This window comes from Mycobacterium lehmannii, from assembly GCF_001499925.1.
GTDB lineage: Bacteria > Actinomycetota > Actinomycetes > Mycobacteriales > Mycobacteriaceae > Mycobacterium > Mycobacterium lehmannii.
The window spans coordinates 35,858-54,026 of the sequence record NZ_LQIR01000005.1 but is presented as its reverse complement, the minus strand read 5'-3'; the positions used below and the strand labels follow the sequence as shown (position 1 = coordinate 54,026).

The 18,169-nt window shown below is 67.5% G+C and carries 18 protein-coding genes; 14 read left to right on the top strand and 4 right to left on the bottom strand.

Translation table 11 applies throughout. From position 1 onward, the window contains the following. The first annotated feature begins 272 nt into the window (after positions 1–272). The 13 genes from AU192_RS04835 (at position 273) to eccD (ending at position 14,585) form a co-directional block, all read left to right on the top strand. Complete coding sequence (locus tag AU192_RS04835; RefSeq protein WP_064394660.1) at positions 273–596, top strand: type VII secretion target; 324 nt, start codon at positions 273–275, stop codon at positions 594–596. A gap of 56 nt (positions 597–652) precedes the next feature. Next, positions 653–1,432, top strand: a complete 780-nt coding sequence (locus tag AU192_RS04830) for an ESX secretion-associated protein EspG (RefSeq protein WP_165593265.1) — start codon at positions 653–655, stop codon at positions 1,430–1,432. Then, positions 1,422–1,904 (top strand): hypothetical protein, encoded by a 483-nt coding sequence (locus AU192_RS04825; RefSeq protein WP_064394658.1) that lies wholly within the window; start codon positions 1,422–1,424, stop codon positions 1,902–1,904. The genes AU192_RS04830 and AU192_RS04825 overlap by 11 nt, the downstream gene beginning before the upstream one ends. Continuing rightward, entirely contained in the window at positions 1,897–3,618 is a 1,722-nt protein-coding gene (gene eccA, locus AU192_RS04820; RefSeq protein WP_064394707.1) for a type VII secretion AAA-ATPase EccA, read from the top strand. Before AU192_RS04825 ends, eccA begins: the two co-directional genes overlap by 8 nt. 2 nt (positions 3,619–3,620) lie before the next feature. Further along, entirely contained in the window at positions 3,621–5,093 is a 1,473-nt protein-coding gene (eccB, locus tag AU192_RS04815) for a type VII secretion protein EccB (RefSeq protein ID WP_064394657.1), read from the top strand. Further along, on the top strand, positions 5,090–7,321 hold the full coding sequence (eccCa, locus tag AU192_RS04810; protein WP_064394656.1) for a type VII secretion protein EccCa: 2,232 nt from the start codon (positions 5,090–5,092) through the stop codon (positions 7,319–7,321). The genes eccB and eccCa overlap by 4 nt, the downstream gene beginning before the upstream one ends. After that, on the top strand, positions 7,318–9,075 hold the full coding sequence (eccCb, locus tag AU192_RS04805; RefSeq protein ID WP_064394655.1) for a type VII secretion protein EccCb: 1,758 nt from the start codon (positions 7,318–7,320) through the stop codon (positions 9,073–9,075). The genes eccCa and eccCb overlap by 4 nt, the downstream gene beginning before the upstream one ends. 166 nt (positions 9,076–9,241) lie before the next feature. Continuing rightward, complete coding sequence (locus AU192_RS04800; protein WP_064394654.1) at positions 9,242–9,535, top strand: PE family protein; 294 nt, start codon at positions 9,242–9,244, stop codon at positions 9,533–9,535. A 50-nt stretch (positions 9,536–9,585) separates the two neighbouring features. After that, the gene (locus AU192_RS04795; RefSeq protein WP_064394653.1) at positions 9,586–10,881 is read left to right on the top strand and encodes a PPE family protein; all 1,296 of its coding nucleotides are present in this window, start codon (positions 9,586–9,588) and stop codon (positions 10,879–10,881) included. 85 nt (positions 10,882–10,966) lie between these two features. Continuing rightward, complete coding sequence (locus tag AU192_RS04790) at positions 10,967–11,266, top strand: WXG100 family type VII secretion target (protein WP_064394652.1); 300 nt, start codon at positions 10,967–10,969, stop codon at positions 11,264–11,266. Positions 11,267–11,294: 28 nt separating this feature from the next. After that, a complete protein-coding gene (locus AU192_RS04785; protein ID WP_064394651.1) occupies positions 11,295–11,594 on the top strand; it encodes a WXG100 family type VII secretion target in 300 nt (99 codons plus the stop codon). Between the two features lie 91 nt (positions 11,595–11,685). Continuing rightward, complete coding sequence (locus tag AU192_RS04780; RefSeq protein ID WP_064394650.1) at positions 11,686–13,062, top strand: MinD/ParA family ATP-binding protein; 1,377 nt, start codon at positions 11,686–11,688, stop codon at positions 13,060–13,062. Continuing rightward, complete coding sequence (gene eccD, locus AU192_RS04775) at positions 13,059–14,585, top strand: type VII secretion integral membrane protein EccD (RefSeq protein WP_064394649.1); 1,527 nt, start codon at positions 13,059–13,061, stop codon at positions 14,583–14,585. Before AU192_RS04780 ends, eccD begins: the two co-directional genes overlap by 4 nt. On the opposite strand, the gene AU192_RS04770 is transcribed toward eccD, so the two are convergent. From AU192_RS04770 to AU192_RS04760, 3 genes are all read right to left on the bottom strand, one after another. Further along, a complete protein-coding gene (locus AU192_RS04770; RefSeq protein WP_064394648.1) occupies positions 14,582–15,394 on the bottom strand; it encodes a DUF427 domain-containing protein in 813 nt (270 codons plus the stop codon). The two genes, eccD and AU192_RS04770, sit on opposite strands and share 4 nt — an antisense overlap. A gap of 29 nt (positions 15,395–15,423) precedes the next feature. Then, the gene (locus tag AU192_RS04765) at positions 15,424–16,806 is read right to left on the bottom strand and encodes an acyl-CoA dehydrogenase family protein (RefSeq protein WP_064394647.1); all 1,383 of its coding nucleotides are present in this window, start codon (positions 16,804–16,806) and stop codon (positions 15,424–15,426) included. Positions 16,807–16,910: 104 nt separating this feature from the next. Continuing rightward, a complete protein-coding gene (locus AU192_RS04760) occupies positions 16,911–17,210 on the bottom strand; it encodes a hypothetical protein (RefSeq protein ID WP_064394646.1) in 300 nt (99 codons plus the stop codon). Positions 17,211–17,494: 284 nt separating this feature from the next. Here AU192_RS04760 and AU192_RS04755 point away from each other — a divergent pair, with 284 nt between their 5' ends. Next, positions 17,495–17,803, top strand: a complete 309-nt coding sequence (locus AU192_RS04755; protein ID WP_064394645.1) for a hypothetical protein — start codon at positions 17,495–17,497, stop codon at positions 17,801–17,803. 18 nt (positions 17,804–17,821) lie between these two features. Here AU192_RS04755 and AU192_RS04750 read toward each other — a convergent pair whose 3' ends face one another. Further along, a complete protein-coding gene (locus AU192_RS04750; RefSeq protein ID WP_064394644.1) occupies positions 17,822–18,091 on the bottom strand; it encodes a hypothetical protein in 270 nt (89 codons plus the stop codon). Between the last annotated feature and the right edge of the window lie 78 nt (positions 18,092–18,169).

Below are 18,169 nucleotides of genomic sequence, written 5' to 3'. Positions count from 1 at the left end.
AGCGGGCATAGGCGCGGTTATGCCGCTGAGATGGCATCCTGCAAATTAACTGGGAATTGCCTGTGCGGGACGATGGGCGGGCGCCGCGGGGGCCCAAAATTGGTGACATCGGGGGTGTTCAACCGCTGGTACGCTAGCTCGCGGCGACCAGACCTGCGTACTCGGTCCCGGCCGTGTGAAGGGGTCCGCGGCAAAAGACTCGAGGTCCGTGCGCAAACGCGCGGCGCCGACAGAGGGCGCCACCGCACGACGAAGGGAAGGGGTGAACGGCGATGTCGGACGATGTGCGTGTCTCCGCCGCTCACCTCGGCGATCTGGCTGCTCGGCACGACCGCGCGGCCGCGGACACCCGAGCGATGAGCCGTGCTAGCGACGACATCCAGGCAGGGGTCGAGAACACCCACGGGACCATCGCGGCGCCGACCGCCGATGCGCTGGATGCCGTGCTCACGTCGCGAGACCACGCAGGCGTCGCGGCCGCGGAATCGTCGGTCGCCCTCTCCGACGAACTGACCGACGCGGCCGCGCTCTATGGCAGGACCGATGAGGCGGCGGCCTCGGAATTAACGGCCCAGATGCAGACGGATCAGCCGTGAGCACGGACGCCACGCACATCGACGACGTCGTGGGCGTCGAGGTCACCATCGACGGCATGCTGGTCATCGCCGACCGGCTCGGCCTGATGGAATTCCCCACCGCCTTGGGCATCCGGCAGAACATCCCCCAGCCCGAACTGCGCGACCGCGTGTGGGACCAGGTCGCTCGCGATCTGACCGCACAGGGCGTCCTCGACGTCTTCGGCCACCCGCACTCCGAGGTGGCGGCGATGGTCGACACGTTGAGCCGGGCGGACCGCACGTTGGAAGCCCGATGGTGGCGGCGTGACGTCGGCGGCAAGCTGATCCGCTTCGTGGTCTGCCGCAAAGGTGACCGCCACGTCGTCGCGGCCCGTGACGGCGACATGCTCGTGTTGCAGCGGGTGGCCCCCCAGGTCGGTTTGGCGGCCATGGTCATGACGGTGCTGGGCACCGCGACACCGGCCGACGTCGAACCGCTGACGGGCGTGGCGAGCAAACTCGCCGCATGCCGCGACGCAAACGAGATCGTGGCCTACGGAATCGGCCCGTCGTCAGCGCGCGCCTACGCCGACATCATCGCTGACCCGGAGAGCTGGGCGGAGATCACTGCGATCGAACGGCACCCTGGCGGGACGTTCACCCAAGCCGACGTCGCCGCGGGCGTGCTCGACTCGAAGTACGGACGGATCGTGTCGATTCCCCGGCGGGTGAGCGGTGAACTGTACGGCAGTTTCCTGCCCGGCAGCACCGAGAACCTGCAGCGCGCGCTGGACGGATTGATCGAATTCCTGCCGTCCAGAACGTGGTTCGAGCACGCCACGCTCGACCCAGCAGAGGCCTCGCATGGTGGTTGAGCGGTCCCAACACGATTCCGACGACGAGCGCGACGACATGGCCGCGCTCGATTTCAGCCCACCCGAGGTCTCCGACGACTCCGTGCTCGACGCACTGGATGTCTACGGCCCGGGTGCAACCGGCGACACCGAACCGCCGGTCCCCGTCGCCACTGTTACCAACCCGCCCGGCACCGTCTCCATCAGCGCCTTGTCCGACGGCCGGATCAGTCGAATCAAGCTATCTCCCAAAGCAAGTGGGCTCACAGAGACCAGGCTCGCCGAAGAGGTCCTCGTCGTCGCCGGGCTCGCCAGCCAAGACGCGAAGTCGACGCAGTACGTCAGCATGCTCGACGGCATGCGCCAACAGGGCCACGACGACGCGGCAACCCGCGACTTCCTCACCCGCGATCTCGGCCTTCCCAGCCCGGAACAAGCCCGCGCCGAGCGCACCCGCGTGTTCACGACAAGATATGCCGGTGGCCATGACTGAGCATCTCGCCAGCCTGTTCGGAAGCGCGGTCGGCATGCTGGCCAGCACACCCGCGCGCTCATTCGAGATCTTCACGGAGATCACCACTTTCGACGAATCGGCCTGCGACGCGTGGGTGGGCCGCATCCGTTGCGGTGACACCGACAGGGTCACGCTGTTCCGCGCCTGGTACTCCCGCGCCAACTTCGGTCAGCTCGCCGGTTCGGCCGAGATCTCGATGAACAGCCTCAACGCTCGGGTGCCGATCGGCGGGGGGTTCGGCGACATCACCTACCCGGTGAATTCGCCGCTGGCCATCACCATGGGTTTCGCCGCCAACGAGGCGTCGATCGGCAACTACGCCGACGCGATGGAGGCCCTCGACGACGCCCCGGCCGCCGGGGCCGAGCACCTGGTGGCCTGGATCAAGGCCGTGATCTACGCCGCCGGCGAGCGCTGGACCGATGTGATCGACCAGGTCCGCGGCGCCGCCGCCTGGCCGGACAAGTTCCTCGCCGCGGCCGCAGGTGTGGCGCACGGCGTCGCGGCGGCCAACCTCGGGCTTTTCACCGAGGCCGAACGACGGCTCACCGAGTCCAACTCCTCACCTGCCGGGGAGGCGTGCGCCCCGGCCATCGCGTGGTACCTGGCGATGACGCGCCGCAGCCAGGGCAACGAAGAGTCGGCGGTCGCCCTGCTGGAGTGGTTGCAGGCCACCCATCCCGCTCCGAAAGTCGTTGAAGCACTCCGCGACCCGTCATACCGGCTCACGACCACGACCGCGGAGCAGATCGCGGCGCGTAAGGATCCGTGGGACCCGAACAGTGTCGAGGCCGACACCTCCGGGCGCGATCGGCTCCTCGCCGAGGCGCAGGCCGAACTCGACCGACAGATCGGGCTGACGCGGGTGAAGGAGCAGATCGAGGCCTACCGTGCGGCGACGCAGATGGCCAAGATCCGCGCGGCGCGCGGGATGAAGGTCGCACAGACGTCCAAGCACATGATCTTCGCCGGTCCGCCCGGCACGGGCAAGACGACGATCGCCCGTGTCGTCGCCAATATCCTGGCGGGCCTCGGCGTCATCACCGAGCCGAAGCTCGTCGAGTCCTCCCGCAAGGACTTCGTCGCCGAGTACGAGGGGCAGTCGGCCGTCAAGACCAGCCGCACGATCGACCGCGCCCTCGGCGGGGTGCTGTTCATAGACGAGGCCTACACCTTGGTGCAGGAACGCGACGGCCGCGCCGACCCGTTCGGCACCGAGGCGCTGGACACGCTGCTCGCCCGGATGGAGAACGACCGCGACAGGCTGGTGGTGATCATCGCCGGCTACAGCGCCGACATCGACCGGCTGCTGGAATCGAACGACGGCCTGCGGTCGCGGTTCGCCACCCGCATCGAGTTCGACTCCTACACCCCCGGCGAGATCGTCGAGATCGCCGAAGTCATTGCCCGTGCCAATGACTCGTCGCTGGACGAGCAGGCCGCCAAGCAGGTGCTCGAGGCCGCCACCCTGTTGAGCAGCCGCACACTCAACGGCAAACCCGCGCTCGACATCGCAGGCAACGGCCGCTATGCCCGCCAACTGGTCGAGGCAGGCGAACAGAACCGCGACATGCGGCTGGCCCGTTCGCTCGACATCGACAGCCTCGGCGACGAACAGCTCAGCGAGATCAACGGTGAGGACATGGCCGCCGCGATCGGCGCGGTCCACGCACGCCTGAGCATCGGCGATTAGCCATGGGATTTCGGCTCACCACCAAGGTGCAGGTCAGCGGTTGGCGCTTCCTGCTGCGACGCGTCGAGCACGCGATCGTGCGCCGCGACACCCGGATGTTCGACGACCCGCTGCAGTTCTACAGCCGCGCCGTCTCCGCGGGTGTGGTCATCGCGGTGGCGGTATGCCTTGGTGCGGCGCTGCTGGCCTACTTCAAACCGCTCGGAAAGCGCGGCGACGACACACTTGTCGTCGATCGCAACACCAATCAGCTCTATGTGGTGCTGCCCGGCAGCGGTCAGTTGCGGCCGGTGTACAACCTGACCTCGGCGCGGCTCGTGCTCGGTAACGCCGGGACGCCGGTGGCGGTCAAGTCCGACGAGTTGAACCGCATGCCGAAGGGTCAGTCGATCGGAATCCCCGGGGCGCCTTACGCGACGCCGGTCGGCGGCGCGAACTCGATGTGGACGCTGTGTGACACCGTCACCAAGCCCGAAAGCGTGGCGCCGAACCTGGAATCGTCGATCATCGTCCGGCCCCTGGTCACCGACGCCTCGGTCGGGCCGATGCGCCCCGATCAGGGCATGTTGGTCTCCTACGAAAACGACATCTGGCTGGTGACCGAAAGCGGCAGGCACGACATCGATCTCGCCGATCGCGCGGTCACCTCGGCGGTCGGAGTCCCGGTGACAGCGCGGGCGACGCCGATTTCGCAGGGGTTGTTCAACGCGCTTCCCAACGCGGGCCCATGGCGTCTTCCCGACATCCCGGCCTTCGGAGCTCCCAATTCGGTTGGGCTGCCGCTCAATCTCGTCATCGGCTCGGTGTTCAAGGCGCTGACCGAGGACGGCGAACAGCATTTCGTGGTGCTGCCCGACGGTGTCGCGAGGATCAACGACACCACCGCCGCCGCGCTGCGCGCGACCAACTCGTTCGGTCTGGTCACGCCGCCGTCGGTGGAGGCCAGCGTGGTCGCCCGGATCGCCGAACATGTCTTCGCCTCACCGCTGCCCGACAAGCCGTTGGAGATCCTGCTGCGCGAGGACACCCCGACGTTGTGCTGGGCGTGGCAGCGCGAGCCGGGGGATCAGGCGCCGAAGACGACGGTGATCGCGGGACGGCACCTGCCGATCGCACCGTCGGCGATGGGTACCGGCATCGAGCAGATCGGGGGTGATGCAACGGTTTACATCGACGGCGGACAGTACATCCAGTTGCAGTCGCCCGATCCGCGGTACGGCGAGAGCCTCTACTACATCGATCCGCAGGGCGTCCGGTACGGGCTGCCCAACGCCGACACCGGCAAGACACTCGGGCTCACCGGTCCGACGACCGCGCCGTGGCAGGTGGTCGGACTTCTGATGGACGGCCCGGTGCTGTCGAAAGAGGCGGCGCTCATCGAGCACGACACCTTGCCACCGGATCCCAACCCGCGCAGGGTCGGTGGGACCTCTGCCGCCGAGCCGGCCGCAGCGCAGTCCGGAGGCGGCCGATGACGACCAAGAAGTTCACCCCGATCATCAAGCGTGGACCGAGGTTGACGCCCGGTGAGATCAACGTCGCACCGCCGGAAGACCTCGGAGTCGAGATCCCGCCGTCGGGCATCCAGAAGGCGCTGCCGTGGGTGATGGGCGGCGGCATGCTCGGCATGATCGCGATCATGATCTTCACTGGTATCCGGCAACTGTCGCCCTACATGCTGATGATGCCGTTGATGATGATCATGGCGACCGTCGGATTCATGGCGGGAGGCGGCCCCGGCGGCAAGCGTGTCCCCGAGATCAACGCCGACCGTAAGGAATATCTCCGCTACCTGGCCGGGCTCCGCACCCGCGTCACGTCGTCGGCGGCCGCTCAGGTGACATTCTTCAACTACCACGCGCCACACCCGCACGACCTGTTGTCGATCATCGGCACCAACCGCCAGTGGTCCCGGCAGACCAACGCCGACTTCTACGCCGCGACCCGGATCGGGCTGGGCACCGAACCCGCGGTCGACCGGCTGTTGAAGCCGGCGGTCGGCGGTGAGCTGGCCGGTCCGCAGGGCGCACCGCAACCGCACCTGGAACCGGTGAGCCATATGTGGGTGACGAAGTTCCTGCGCACCCACGGGCTCATCCATGACTGCCCGAAACTCCTGCAGCTGCGTACCTTTCCGACCATCGCGATCGGCGGTGACCCGGACGGCGCGGCGGGGCTGCTCACCGCCATGATCTGTCACCTCGCGGTGTTCCACCCGCCGGACCTGCTTCAGATGCGGGTGCTCATCGATAACCCCGAGGACCCGAACTGGGCCTGGCTCAAGTGGTTACCGCATGTGCAGCACCAGACCGACACGGACGCGGCGGGACCCACCCGGATGATCTTCACCCGCCCCGACGGCCTGAGCGACCTGACTGCGCGCGGCCCCCACACCGCGGACGCGGCGCCCAGCGGACCGTACGTCGTCGTGTTCGATCTGACCGGTGGTAAGGCCGGGTTCCCGGTGGACGGCCGGGCGGGCGTCACGGTCATCACGCTCGGCAATCACCGTGGCTCGGCCTACCGGATCCGGGTGGCGGACGACGGCACCGCCGACGATCGGCTGCCCAACCAGACCTTCCGGCTCATCACGTCGACGGTCGACCAGATGACACCGGGGCAGGCCGCCCGCATCGCGCGCAAGCTGGCGGGTTGGTCGATCACCGGCACGATCATCGACAAGAGCGTGCGGGTGCACAAGAAGGTCGCCACCGAATGGCATCAACTGGTCGGGGCGCAGACGATCGAGGAGGTGACCCCGGCGCGGTGGCGCATGTTCAGCGACACCGACCGCGATCGCCTGCGAATCCCGTTCGGCCACGAGCTCAAGACCGGCGACATCATGCACCTCGACATCAAGGAAGGCGCCGAGTTCGGTGCGGGTCCGCACGGAATGCTCATCGGCACAACGGGTTCGGGTAAGTCGGAGTTTCTCCGGACCCTGATCCTCTCGCTGGCGGCCACCCACCACCCCGACCAGGTCAACCTACTGCTCACCGACTTCAAGGGTGGCTCGACGTTTCTGGGTATGGAGAAGCTGCCCCACACCGCCGCCGTCGTCACCAACATGGAAGAGGAAGCCGAACTGGTCAGCCGCATGGGCGAGGTACTCAGCGGTGAACTCGACCGCAGGCAGTCCATCCTGCGGCAGGCCGGTATGCAGGTTGGCGCGGCGGGCGCGCTGTCCGGCGTCGCCGAATACGAGAAGCATCGCGAACGCGGGGCCGACCTGCCGCCGCTGCCAACGCTTTTCGTCGTGGTCGACGAGTTCGCCGAACTCCTGCAGAACCACCCGGACTTCATCGCGTTGTTCGACCGGATCTGCCGGGTGGGCCGCTCGCTGCGGGTGCACCTGCTGCTGGCGACACAGTCACTGAACACCGGCGGTGTGCGCATCGACAAGCTCGAGCCGAACCTGACCTACCGGATCGCGTTGCGCACCACCAGTTCCGCCGAATCCAAGGCCGTGATCGGAACCCCTGAGGCGCAGTACATCACGAACAAGGAAAGCGGTGTCGGCTTCCTTCGCGTCGGCATGGAGGATCCGGTCAAGTTCCACAGCGTCTACACCGGTGTGAACTATGTGCCGACCGCCGCGCGGCAGGACAACGGGGAAGCGCGACCCCAGACCAACGGTCAGACGCGGCTGCGAATCCGGCCGTTCACCGCGGCACCGATTCCGGAGACGGCGGTGACCTCATGAGCATCGAACCGGACCAGCGGGTGCTCCGCGAGGTGGTCCTCGACCAGCTGACCACCGGCGAGACGCGGGCCTATCGGATGTGGTTGCCGCCGTTGGCCGACCCGACACCGGTCAACGAACTGATCGCCAGCGACCGGCAGCGTCAGCCGCTGCGCTTCGGCCTCGGCATCATGGACGAACCGCGCCGGCACCGCCAGGAGGTGTGGGGCATCGACACGTCGTCGGCAGGCGGCAACATCGCCGTCGGCGGCGCACCACAGACCGGCAAGTCCACCTTCCTGCAGACGTTGATCCTGTCGGCGGCCGCTTCCCACACGCCCCGGCAGGTCCAGTTCTACTGTGTCGACCTCGGCGGCGGCGGCCTGCTGTACCTCGAGGACCTACCGCACGTCGGCGGTGTCGCCACGCGCTCCGAGCCGGACCGGGTCAACCGCGTCGTCGCGGAGATGAAAGGCGTTCTGCGGCAACGCGAGGCGATGTTCAAACAGTACCGCGTCGGATCGATGGCCGCCTATCGTGAGATGCGCGACGACGCGAATCATCCGCTGGCCGCCGACCCGTTCGGCGACGTGTTCCTGGTCATCGACGGATGGCCGGCGTTCGTCGCGGAGTTCGCTGACCTCGAGCCCGTCGTGCAGGATCTTGCCGGCCAGGGCCTGCAGTTCGGTGTGCACACGGTGATCTCGACGCCGCGTTGGACCGAGCTCAAGGCCCGCGTGCGCGACTACCTCGGCACGAAGGTCGAGTTCCGGCTGGGCGACGTCAATGAGACGCAGATCGACCGCATCACCCGCGAGATCCCGGCCAATCGGCCCGGCCGCGCGGTGTCGATGGAGAAGCACCACTTGATGATCGGAGTGCCGCGGCTCGACGGCGTGCACAGCGCTGACAACCTCGTCACCGCGATGTCCGACGCGGTCCAGGTGATCGCGGCGCGGCACACCGACCAGGCTCCCAAGGTGCGTGTCCTGCCCGAACGCATCTACCTGCACCACCTGGACCCCAACCCGCCCGGCCCGGATGCCGACTACCGCACCCGGTGGACGGTGCCGCTGGGTCTGCGCGAATCCGACATGGCCGTGGCCTACAACCACATGCACGCCACACCGCACATGTTGATCTTCGGTGGGCCCAAGTCGGGCAAGACGCGAATCGCACACGCTGTCGCGCAAGCGATTTGCGCACGCAACAGCCCTGACCAGGTGCGGTTCATGCTGGCTGACTACCGGTCCGGCCTGCTGGACGCGGTTCCGGCGACACATCTTCTGGCGGCGGGCGCCATCAACCGCAACAACGCGAGCCTGGAAGAGGCGATCAAGGCGTTCGCCATCAACCTTCAGAGGCGGCTCCCGCCCGCGGACCTCACCACAGCCCAGCTGCGTGCCCGGTCCTGGTGGAGCGGGCCGGATGTGGTGCTGCTCGTCGACGACTGGCACATGATCGTGGCCGCCAGTGGTGTGGTGCCGCCGATGGCTCCACTGTTTCCGCTGCTGCCCGCGGCCGCCGACATCGGCCTGCACATCATCGTCACCTGTCAGATGAGCCAGGCGCACCGCGCCACCATGGACAAGTTCGTGGGCGCCGCGTACGGCGCCGGTTCTCCGACGCTGTTCCTCTCGGGGGAGAAACAGGAGTTTCCTTCCAGTGAGGTCCGGCTCAAGCGTCGTCCCCCCGGCCAGGGATTTCTGGTCTCGCCGGAGGGGAAGGAGGTCATCCAGGCGGCGTATGTGGACCCCCCAGAAGAAGTTGTGTAATGAGCACCCCTGGGCCGCGGTTAAGATTGGTCGAGACACGCCAGCAAATTCAGTGGCGAGGCCTTAGCAAAGAGGTCGGGGAACGGTTCCTGGCTGGGGGACAGCGGCGTCCGAGCGTGCACAAGTTCATACGCATTGAATTCATGACCCACGAGGAGACAAACAGATGGAACCGTTGATGCACAATCCGGGTGCGGTCGGAGTCGGCACCCAGGTCGTGGCTAACGGCACCCGTGGCCTCGCTGCGGGTACGACGGCCGGTGCGGCGGTCACCGCACTGGTTCCGGCCGGTGCCGATGAGGTGTCGGCGCAGGCGGCGGTCGCTTTCGCGGCCGAGGGCGTGGAAACGCTCGCGATGAACACTTTCGCCCAGCAGGAGTTGGCCCGGATGGGCGCGGCCGTGATCGAAAGTGCCGGGATCTACACCGCCGTGGACGGCGCGAACGCCACGACGTTCTGAGCGCGGACCACCGCACACTCTCACTCGACGGACCAGGGAAGACCTAGACGATGTTCTGGCACGCCATGCCGCCAGAATTCAATACCGCCCGGCTGATGGCCGGCGCGGGCGCGGCGCCGATGCTGCAGGCCGCCGCGGGCTGGGAGGCGTTGGCGATCTCGTTGGAAACGCAGGCCGACGAGTTGGCCGCGAGCCTGGCGTCCCTGACGGCGGTGTGGAGTGGTACGGCCAGTGAGCGGGTCGTGGCCGCGACGATGCCGATGGTGGCGTGGCTGCGGACCGTGTCCGCGCAGGCCCAGAAGCGAGCGTTGCAGGCCACCGCGCAGGCGAACTCCTACAGCCTGGCGATGGCCACCACGCCGCCTCTGCCGGAGATCGAGCAGAACCACATCACCCACGCGGTGCTCGAAGCCACCAATTTCCTGGGCGTCAACACGGTACCCATCGGGATCAACGAGTTCGACTACTTCGTCCGCATGTGGAACCAAGCGGCCGGCGCGATGGACGTCTACCAGGCCGAGACCGCCGTGAACCTCCTGTTCGAACCGATCATGCCGCCCAAGCCGATCGTGATACCCGGTGTGGCCACCGGCGCGACGGCGGTCGCGGCTGGGTACGCCGCGGCGTCGGCGCCGATGACGGCCATGCGCAACGCCGTGATCGCGCAGGTGAGCACGCAGGCCTCGATGGAGTCGGCGGTACTGCAGGGAGGACGCGCGACAGCACAGATCGGCATGTCGGCCCAGCAGGCCCAGGGGCAGGTGCAGAAATCCGAGAACCTCGCCCAGCGGGCGGCGAGCCCGAACCAGATGACCCAGCAGGGCATGCAGATGGGCATGCAGATGGCGTCGCAACTGGGCTCGACGCTGGCGCAGGTGCCGCAGCAGGGCATGCAGATGGTGATGCAGCCGGTGCAGCAGATGACTCAGCCGTTGCAACAGGTCACCTCGCTGTTCACCCAGCTCGGCAGCAGCTTGGGCAGCGAGAAGATGCAGGTGGGACTGGTCGGGGCCAGCCCGCTGTCGAATCACCCGCTGGCAGGTGGCTCCGGGGCGACCTCTGGCGCGGGCCTCGTGCGGGCCGCGTCGCTGCCCGGTGCGGGCGGGACGATGGCCCGCACCCCGTTGATGGCCGACCTGATCGGTCAGCCGACCGCGATGTCCGGCGGGCCGGGCGCGGCAGCCGGCGCAGGCGGTGCCGGGCTGGCACCGGTCGGCGCGGGAGGCGGTGCCGGACCGATGGGCCAGATGGGCCAGCGAGCGACCAGCGGGGGAAGCAAGCACGGATTGACGGCGCCGCGGGTCCTACCCCAGGACCTCGGCGAAGACGAGGACGACGACTGGTGATCGTCCACCACGACTTCCCGGTCACCCGACCGGAAAGACTCGCCAGCGATGGTGAGGACAGAGGAAGAGAGAAAGAGTATCCAGCATGGCAATGAATACCGATGTTGCTGTCCTCGCCAAGGAGGCAGCCAACTTCGAACGGATCGGTGGAGAGCTGCAGGCCGTCATCGGACAGGTGGAGTCCACGGCAGGCGCCCTGTCCGCGCAGCTGATCGGCGAGGCCGGCTCGGCCGCACAAGCCGCCCTGATGCGCTTCCACGAAGCCGCCGTTCGTCAGGTCCAGGCGCTCAACGACATCTCGGCCAACATCCACTCCGCCGGCGCGCAGTACGCCGCGACGGATAGCGACCAGTCCGCGGCGCTGTCGACCGCGATGCAGTTCTGAACCCAACCCGACGAACGGAGAACACACCATGAGCGAAAAGGTTTACAACTACGCGGCGATCGACGGGTCGTCGGCCGAGATCAACACCGCCGTCGGCCGGACCGAGGGTCTGCTCGAGGAGGGCAAGGCCTCTCTCACCGCTCTCGCCGGAGTCTGGGGCGGCACCAGCTCGGAGGCCTACCAGGCCGTGCAGATGCGCTGGGACACCGCTTCGGCCGAGCTCAACGCCGCCCTCCGGCAACTCGCCGCCACCATTCAGGAGGCAGGCGGAAGCGGGGGGACCATGTTCCAGGCCGACAAGATGATCGAGAGCTCGTTCGGCGGATAGGAACTGCACGCGGGTGGGCAGGTTTCATCCTTCGGGGGGTCTTGCCCACCGCGTGTGTGTCCTCGCTTAGCGACTACACAGAGAGGTTCCCATGTCGGCAGACTATGACCGGCTTTTCCACTCCGCGGGAGACGCTGTCCAAACAGCCGACGACGACGCAGTGGATCGCGACACCACCAGTGCGGCCACGCGCCCGCCCGCACCCATGCCCAGTGGCCACGTCCCTGTCGAGATGACGGGGCCGACGGTGCCGGTCGGACAGACCAAACAGGCGCCGCCGCCGCAGCAGAACGAGATCACCACGCAGATGCCGCCCGCGCGGTCGACACCACCGCCGCCGCAAGCGAATTCAATGATGCGGGTGCCGATGAGCGGTGCACCGGCCGGCGCACGTTTCGAGCAGCCACGCTCGGCGCCCGCACCGGCGCCGCGGCCTGCGCCCGCTCCGGCGCCGAGCCAGCACTTCGCCGAATCGGAGAAGAACGGCGCCTTCTCCAGCGCCCCGCCCGCGCAGACGTCGGCGGCCACCATCGGCAATCACCGCGCAATCGACGCGCTGTCGCATGTCGGGGTGAAGTCGGCGGTGAAGATGCCCTCGCAGCGGGGCTGGCGCCACGTGCTCTACATGCTGACGCGGATCAACCTGGGCTTGTCACCGGACGAGCTCTACGAGATGGAACTGCACACCCGGATCCGCCGAAATGCCAGGGACTCGTACCAGATCGGTGTGTTCGGGCTCAAGGGCGGTGTCGGCAAGACCGCGGTGACCGTCGCGCTCGGCTCCGCCATGAGCAAGGTGCGCGGAGACCGGATCCTGGCCGTCGACGCAGACCCCGACGGGGGTAACCTCGCCGATCGGGCCGGCCGCCAGTCCGCGGCCACCATCGCCGATCTGCTCGCCGACAAAGAGCTGCAGCGCTACAACGACATTCGCGCCTACACGAGCATGAACGGCGCGAACCTCGAGGTGCTCTCGAGCGAGGAGTACAGCGGAGCCCGGCGCGAGTTCAACGACGAGGACTGGAAGGGCGTGACGAACATCGTGTCGCGCTACTACAACCTCGTGCTCGCCGACTGCGGAGCCGGACTGTTCCAGCCCGCCGCACGCGGTGTGCTGTCGACCGTCTCGGGCCTGGTCATCGTGGCGAGCGCGTCGATCGACGGCGCCCGCCAGGCCGCGATGACCATGGACTGGTTGCGGCAGAACGGATATCAGGATCTGCTCAGCCGCTCGTGCGTGGTGATCAACCACATCGTGTCGGGCAAGCCGAACATCGACGTCGAAGATCTCGTCGCGCAGTTCGAGCGCCACGTACCGCCGGGGCGGGTCATCGTGCTGCCGTACGACAAGCACATCGCAGCGGGCACCGAGATCCAGTTGGATCTGCTCGGCAAGACGTTCCGGCGCCGGATCGTCGAGCTGGCCGCCGCCCTGTCCGACGACTTCGACAGGCTCGAACGTCGGTGACCTCAACCGCCGCAGCGACATCCGCCTCGAGCGTCACGCCCGGGCGGCCGTCGACCACCCGGGTCACCATCCTCACCGGACGGCGCATGACCGATCTGGTCTTGCCTGCGGCGGCGCCGATCGAAACCTACATCGACGAGACCGTCTCGGTGCTCGCCGAGCTTCTCGAGGACACACCCAAGGATGTGCTGGCGGGTTTCGACTTCAAGGCGCAGGGCGTGTGGGCTTTCGCCAGGCCGGGTGCGCCGCCGCTGAGATTCAGCGAGTCGCTTGATGAGGCGGGGGTCGTCGACGGATCGCTGTTGACGTTGGTCTCGGTCAGCCGCACCGAACGCTATCGGCCGCTCGTCGAGGATGTCATCGACGCGATCGCCGTACTGGACGAGTCGCCGGAGTTCGACCGCTCGGCTCTGAACCGGTTTGTCGGAGTGTCGATTCCGCTGGTGTCGGTGGTCGTCACGGCGATGGCGATGCTGGCGTGGTCGCGCGCCGGGCACGACTGGTGGTGGGCGGCCGCTCTCGCAGTGCTGGGGTTGGGTCTGCTCGGCGGTAGCGCGGTGGCCAACAACCGCTACCGCAACGTCGACCTGGCCGAGAGCCTGTTGACGGCGGCGCTGCCGACGCTCGCGGGTGCGGTGGCCCTGGCCGTCCCCCTTCCCCGGGGCGTCGACTCGCTGGGCGCACCGCAGATCGCGGGCGCCTCCGCGGTGGTGTTGTTGTTGACGTTGGCCACGCGTGGCGGGCCCCGCCGCAGAGCGGAGTTGGCGTCGTTCCTGGCGATCGCGTCGATCGCGGCGACGGCTGCGGCGGTGGCCTTCGGCTACGGATGGCAGCACTGGGTGCCCACCGGAGCGATCGCGTTCGGTCTGATCGTCGTCACCAATGCCGCCAAACTGACCGTCGCGGTCGCCCGCATCGCGTTGCCGCCGATCCCGGCCCCGGGGGAGACGGTGTCCAACGACGAACTGCTCGATCCCGTCGCGACATCGCACAGCGACGAGGAGACGCCGACCTGGCAGGCGATCATCGCCTCTGTTCCGGAGTCGGCGGCGCGCCTGCACGAGCGCAGCCAGTTGGCCAGGCGGCTGTTGATCGGATTCGTCACGGCGGGTGCCCTCGTGCTGTCGGTCGGCGCGATCGCGGTCGTGACGCAGGGCCACTTCTTCGTGCACAGCATGATCGTCGCGGGCGTGACCGCGGTGATCTGTGGATTCCGGTCCCGGTTGTATGCCGAAAGATGGTGTGCCTGGGCGCTGTTGACAGCTACCGTCGCCATCCCGACGGGCGTGATGGTTCGGCTGTGCCTGTGGTACCCGGACAGGGCCTGGTTGGTCCTTGCGATCTACGCGCTCGCGGGCGTCGTCGCATTGACCGCCGTCGGTGCCACGGCGAGCGTCCGCCGGATCTCACCGGTGACGAAGCGGATCCTCGAGCTGCTCGACGGCGCCGCGATCGCCGCGGTGATCCCGATGCTGCTGTGGATCGCCGGCGTCTACGACCTGCTGCGCAACTTGCGGTTCTAGCTCCACTGCGTCACGGGGCGCTCCCCGCGCTCACCGTCGACGGTGACGTCGACGCGCTCGTCGAAGAAGCAGATGTGGTCGCGGACGCGCTCGCCGTCGGGCAGGGGATCGCGGTAAGTCCACGCGACGTCGCGCGACCCGTCGGGCACCGAGAAGTACGACGCCCGCCCCTTGTACGCGCAGTAGGAGATGGTGTCGCTGTCGTCGAGGTCGGCGACGACGTCCTCGCGCGGCAGGTAGTACCGCACCGGCAGATGCGTCTCGAACAGCAGCAGCGGGCGTTTCGACTCCGCGAGCAGGCGGCCGCCGGATTCAATGCGGACGTGGCGGCTGCTCGTGAGGATGTCGATGCGGTGATACGGGTCGTGCGGGTGGCTGACGATCGGCTCGTCTTCTTCGCGCCATTCGAACGCGCCGAAGTCCAGAACCAGGTAGTCGGCGAGGTCGGGGTCCTCAGGCTGGAAGGCCGCTGCGGGTGCCGTTTCCTCGCCGGCGATGACGTCGAACTCGGCGCCGGGACAGGAGTGGGTGCCGAACGGGACCGTGGGATCGAGCACCGCGCGGTCGACGCCGGGGCGATCCGCGTCGTCGTCGCCGGATTCGGCGCCCGCGGGCACCAGCTGCCCGGCGAGGTCGGCGACCGGAACCGCGTACGTCGGCAGGATCCGGCGTGGTTCCCACACCAACACGGCGTCGCAGGTGTCGACGAGCGGTTCACCGGCAAGGGCCACGCGAATCCGCTTCGGCGTCGGTTCGTACCGCAGGGCGTCGAGGTTTCCGCGCAGCAGGTCGGCCATCCGAACGGCCATCGGGCACCCCTTGTCTGCTTATCCGCGAGTCATTTGCGAGGCGGGCGCAACACGTTCATCGCCAACCGCATTATCGGCGCGGGCACCCGATCCTTGGCCGAAAGCGCGGCATCGGCGGCCCGACCGCGTAGCGGAGTACCGCGACCGAACATGCGGTTGAACGGTCCGCCGCTCGGTTCGAGGTCGAAGTGCAGCGGGGGCTTCCCGTCGGCGGCGCCGAGCGCATTGGCGATCACGACCCGCTGAATCTCGCTGGTGCCCTCGAAGATGGTGTACAGCTTGGCATCCCGGTACCACTTCTCGACGGGATGGTCGGTGATGTAGCCCCAGCCGCCCATTGTCTGGATGGCGCGTTCGGTGGCGCGGACCGCGACCTCGCTGGCCGCGAGCTTGGACATCGAGCCCTCGCCGCGTTCGAACGGGACGCCGCTGGCGGCCATCCACGACGCGCGCCAGGTGAGCAGGCGGGCACCGTCGAGCGTGGTCGCCAGTTCGGCGAGTGGGAACGCGATGCCTTGGTTGTCGATGATGGGGGCGCCGAACGCTTCTCGCCGATTGGCGTACTCCGTGGCGTATTCGAGCGCGGCCCGGGCGATTCCGAGGGCTTGGGCGGCGACCATCGGCCGCGTCTGTTCGAAGGTGCCGAGCGTCGCCGAGCCGGAGTGCTTGGCGCCTTCGACGGCTTCGCGGGCTTTGGCCAGCTTGTAGTCGAGTTTCTCTTGGCCGCCGAGCAGGTTGTCGGCGGGGACGCGCACGCCGTTGAACTTCAGCTCCGCGGTGTGCGAGGCGCGGCAGCCGAGCTTGTCGAGCTTGCGGACCATCTCCAGACCCGGGGTGCCACCGGGGACGATGAAGAGCGCTTGGCCCTTGTGTCCGAGTTCCTGGTCGACGACGGCGTTGACCACGTGCACGTTGGCGATGCCGCCGTTGCCGATCCACATCTTGTGGCCGTCGATGATCCAGTCGTTGCCGTCGCGCCGGGCCGTGGTGCGCAGGTTGCGGACGTCGCTGCCGCCCTCGGGTTCGGAGATCGCCAGCGCCGCCAGCTTGAGATCGCCTGGGGTGCCGAAGCATTCGGGTGCCCACTGAAGCATCTGTTCGGGCGAGGCGGCCTGGCCGATGGCCGACAGCGCGAGCGCGGGCATGACCACGGCCAGGCCGATGCCGGCGCATCCCCAGAAGAGCTCCTCCATGAACATCGGCAGGGAAAGCCCGGTCGGGTCGCCGATGAGGTCGCGATAGAACAGGGGACTGTAGAAGCCCCGCGTGGCGGCTTCCTCGAGGACCGGCCAGGGGAACTCCTGGCGTTGGTCGTACTCGAGCGCGACGGGCCGGACCACCTCTTCGGCGAACTCGTGGGTCCGTCGCGCCAGGTCGTGCTGCGCCTCGGTGGGCGTCAGGTCGAAGGCCACGACAGTGTGTTAGCCACGCCTGCGCATTCCGAAACACTTGTTCGCTGAAATGGACGGCCCCCGGATGCCAGGGGGTGCATCCGGGGGCCTGTCTCGCGGGGTAGCTACTTGACGTCTACATAGATCGTCTTGTTGATCACCCGGGTGTTGCGGTCACCACCGACGCCCAGGCTGTCGGTCTGGGTATAGGTCTGACCGGGGCGCACCGCCACCACGGACGCCTTGTCCAGCGGGGCGTTACCGATGCGGTTCACGATCACGTGGTAGCCCTGCGATTCCAGCTCGCTGATGGTCTGCTGCGCACTCCCGGGTCCGGATGGTGCGGCCTGGACGGGTGCGGCCAGTCCGATCAGAGCGGCGGCAAGGGCGCTAGCGGCGACGGTAGCGATACCAAACTTCTTCATTTTCGAGCCTTCTTCTTTTGTTCGTTTCGTATCCGAGCCGTGGCATGTGTCGCGGTTCGTAGCTGCAGCTGATCTTGGAAACCACGTGGTCAGAGGCTTTAATTCCGATGGCAGAAATTGATTGCCGGATGGCAGGAATAGTGCTGCGGGGCAGCCGAGTGCCCATGTTCGGACGTCCGATCTGGCCCACTGCCGGAGCGGTGAGCAATGGTGCCGGCCGCCACGCGCGCGGTCACGGGAGGGTTCGCGTCCAGCAACCAGCTGTTCGAACGTATGATCGAGCGATGGGCGAGCTGAAGGGCATCGGGTACAACGGCCAGCCCGTTCAGCAAGCCTTCCGTCGTGTCGATCCGCCGATCGCCGTGCTCGTCGATCTGGCTGCGGTCTTTCCGCGCGAACCGCATGCCGTCGGCGGCTACAACCCGGCCGGTCTACAGATGCACGCGGTCGTTGAAGGGCGACTGACGTGCTGGGGTTTGTGCGAGCAGGGCTACTGGTGGGGGCTGGTGACCTACGAAATCGCCTACGGCGCGCGCCGGAAACCCGTCACGCACTGGATTCCTGCATGGACGCTCAAGCCCAAGGCGGACTGACCGCGCTCCCACTCATGGCTAAGAAGCCGCCTGACCCAGCCGCCGCTGTGCCTCTCCTGCAGAAATACGCAAGCGCCTGGCCACATCCCGCGGAGTCGCGCTCCGGTCGAGAAGCAGGCGGCCGAACAGTCGCTGCTCGAGTTCCGCTACCTGATTGTCGAGCTTGTCGAGCTGTTCGATCAGCGCGTAAAGCTCGGTGCGCGTCAACCCGTCGAGCCGGAGACCCGCAAGCTCTCGGTACAGCGACTCCAGCGTGGTGAGTACATCGGATACTTGATTCGAACGCATGTGCGAGAGCCTAGCTGCGGGGTGCGACAACCCGCGACACATTATCCACAGGCAGGGAATGGATCGGACTGCAGTCCG

What these genes read in the sequence shown, in the direction of transcription:
- AU192_RS04835 (WP_064394660.1), top strand. Translation starts at nt 273, where the DNA reads ATGTCGGACGATGTGCGTGTCTCCGCCGCTCACCTCGGCGATCTGGCT.
- AU192_RS04830 (WP_165593265.1), top strand. Translation starts at nt 653, where the DNA reads ATGCTGGTCATCGCCGACCGGCTCGGCCTGATGGAATTCCCCACCGCC.
- AU192_RS04825 (WP_064394658.1), top strand. Translation starts at nt 1,422, where the DNA reads ATGGTGGTTGAGCGGTCCCAACACGATTCCGACGACGAGCGCGACGAC.
- eccA (WP_064394707.1), top strand. Translation starts at nt 1,897, where the DNA reads ATGACTGAGCATCTCGCCAGCCTGTTCGGAAGCGCGGTCGGCATGCTG.
- eccB (WP_064394657.1), top strand. Translation starts at nt 3,621, where the DNA reads ATGGGATTTCGGCTCACCACCAAGGTGCAGGTCAGCGGTTGGCGCTTC.
- eccCa (WP_064394656.1), top strand. Translation starts at nt 5,090, where the DNA reads ATGACGACCAAGAAGTTCACCCCGATCATCAAGCGTGGACCGAGGTTG.
- eccCb (WP_064394655.1), top strand. Translation starts at nt 7,318, where the DNA reads ATGAGCATCGAACCGGACCAGCGGGTGCTCCGCGAGGTGGTCCTCGAC.
- AU192_RS04800 (WP_064394654.1), top strand. Translation starts at nt 9,242, where the DNA reads ATGGAACCGTTGATGCACAATCCGGGTGCGGTCGGAGTCGGCACCCAG.
- AU192_RS04795 (WP_064394653.1), top strand. Translation starts at nt 9,586, where the DNA reads ATGTTCTGGCACGCCATGCCGCCAGAATTCAATACCGCCCGGCTGATG.
- AU192_RS04790 (WP_064394652.1), top strand. Translation starts at nt 10,967, where the DNA reads ATGGCAATGAATACCGATGTTGCTGTCCTCGCCAAGGAGGCAGCCAAC.
- AU192_RS04785 (WP_064394651.1), top strand. Translation starts at nt 11,295, where the DNA reads ATGAGCGAAAAGGTTTACAACTACGCGGCGATCGACGGGTCGTCGGCC.
- AU192_RS04780 (WP_064394650.1), top strand. Translation starts at nt 11,686, where the DNA reads ATGTCGGCAGACTATGACCGGCTTTTCCACTCCGCGGGAGACGCTGTC.
- AU192_RS04770 (WP_064394648.1), bottom strand. Translation starts at nt 15,394, where the DNA reads ATGGCCGTTCGGATGGCCGACCTGCTGCGCGGAAACCTCGACGCCCTG.
- AU192_RS04760 (WP_064394646.1), bottom strand. Translation starts at nt 17,210, where the DNA reads ATGAAGAAGTTTGGTATCGCTACCGTCGCCGCTAGCGCCCTTGCCGCC.
- AU192_RS04755 (WP_064394645.1), top strand. Translation starts at nt 17,495, where the DNA reads ATGGGCGAGCTGAAGGGCATCGGGTACAACGGCCAGCCCGTTCAGCAA.
- AU192_RS04750 (WP_064394644.1), bottom strand. Translation starts at nt 18,091, where the DNA reads ATGCGTTCGAATCAAGTATCCGATGTACTCACCACGCTGGAGTCGCTG.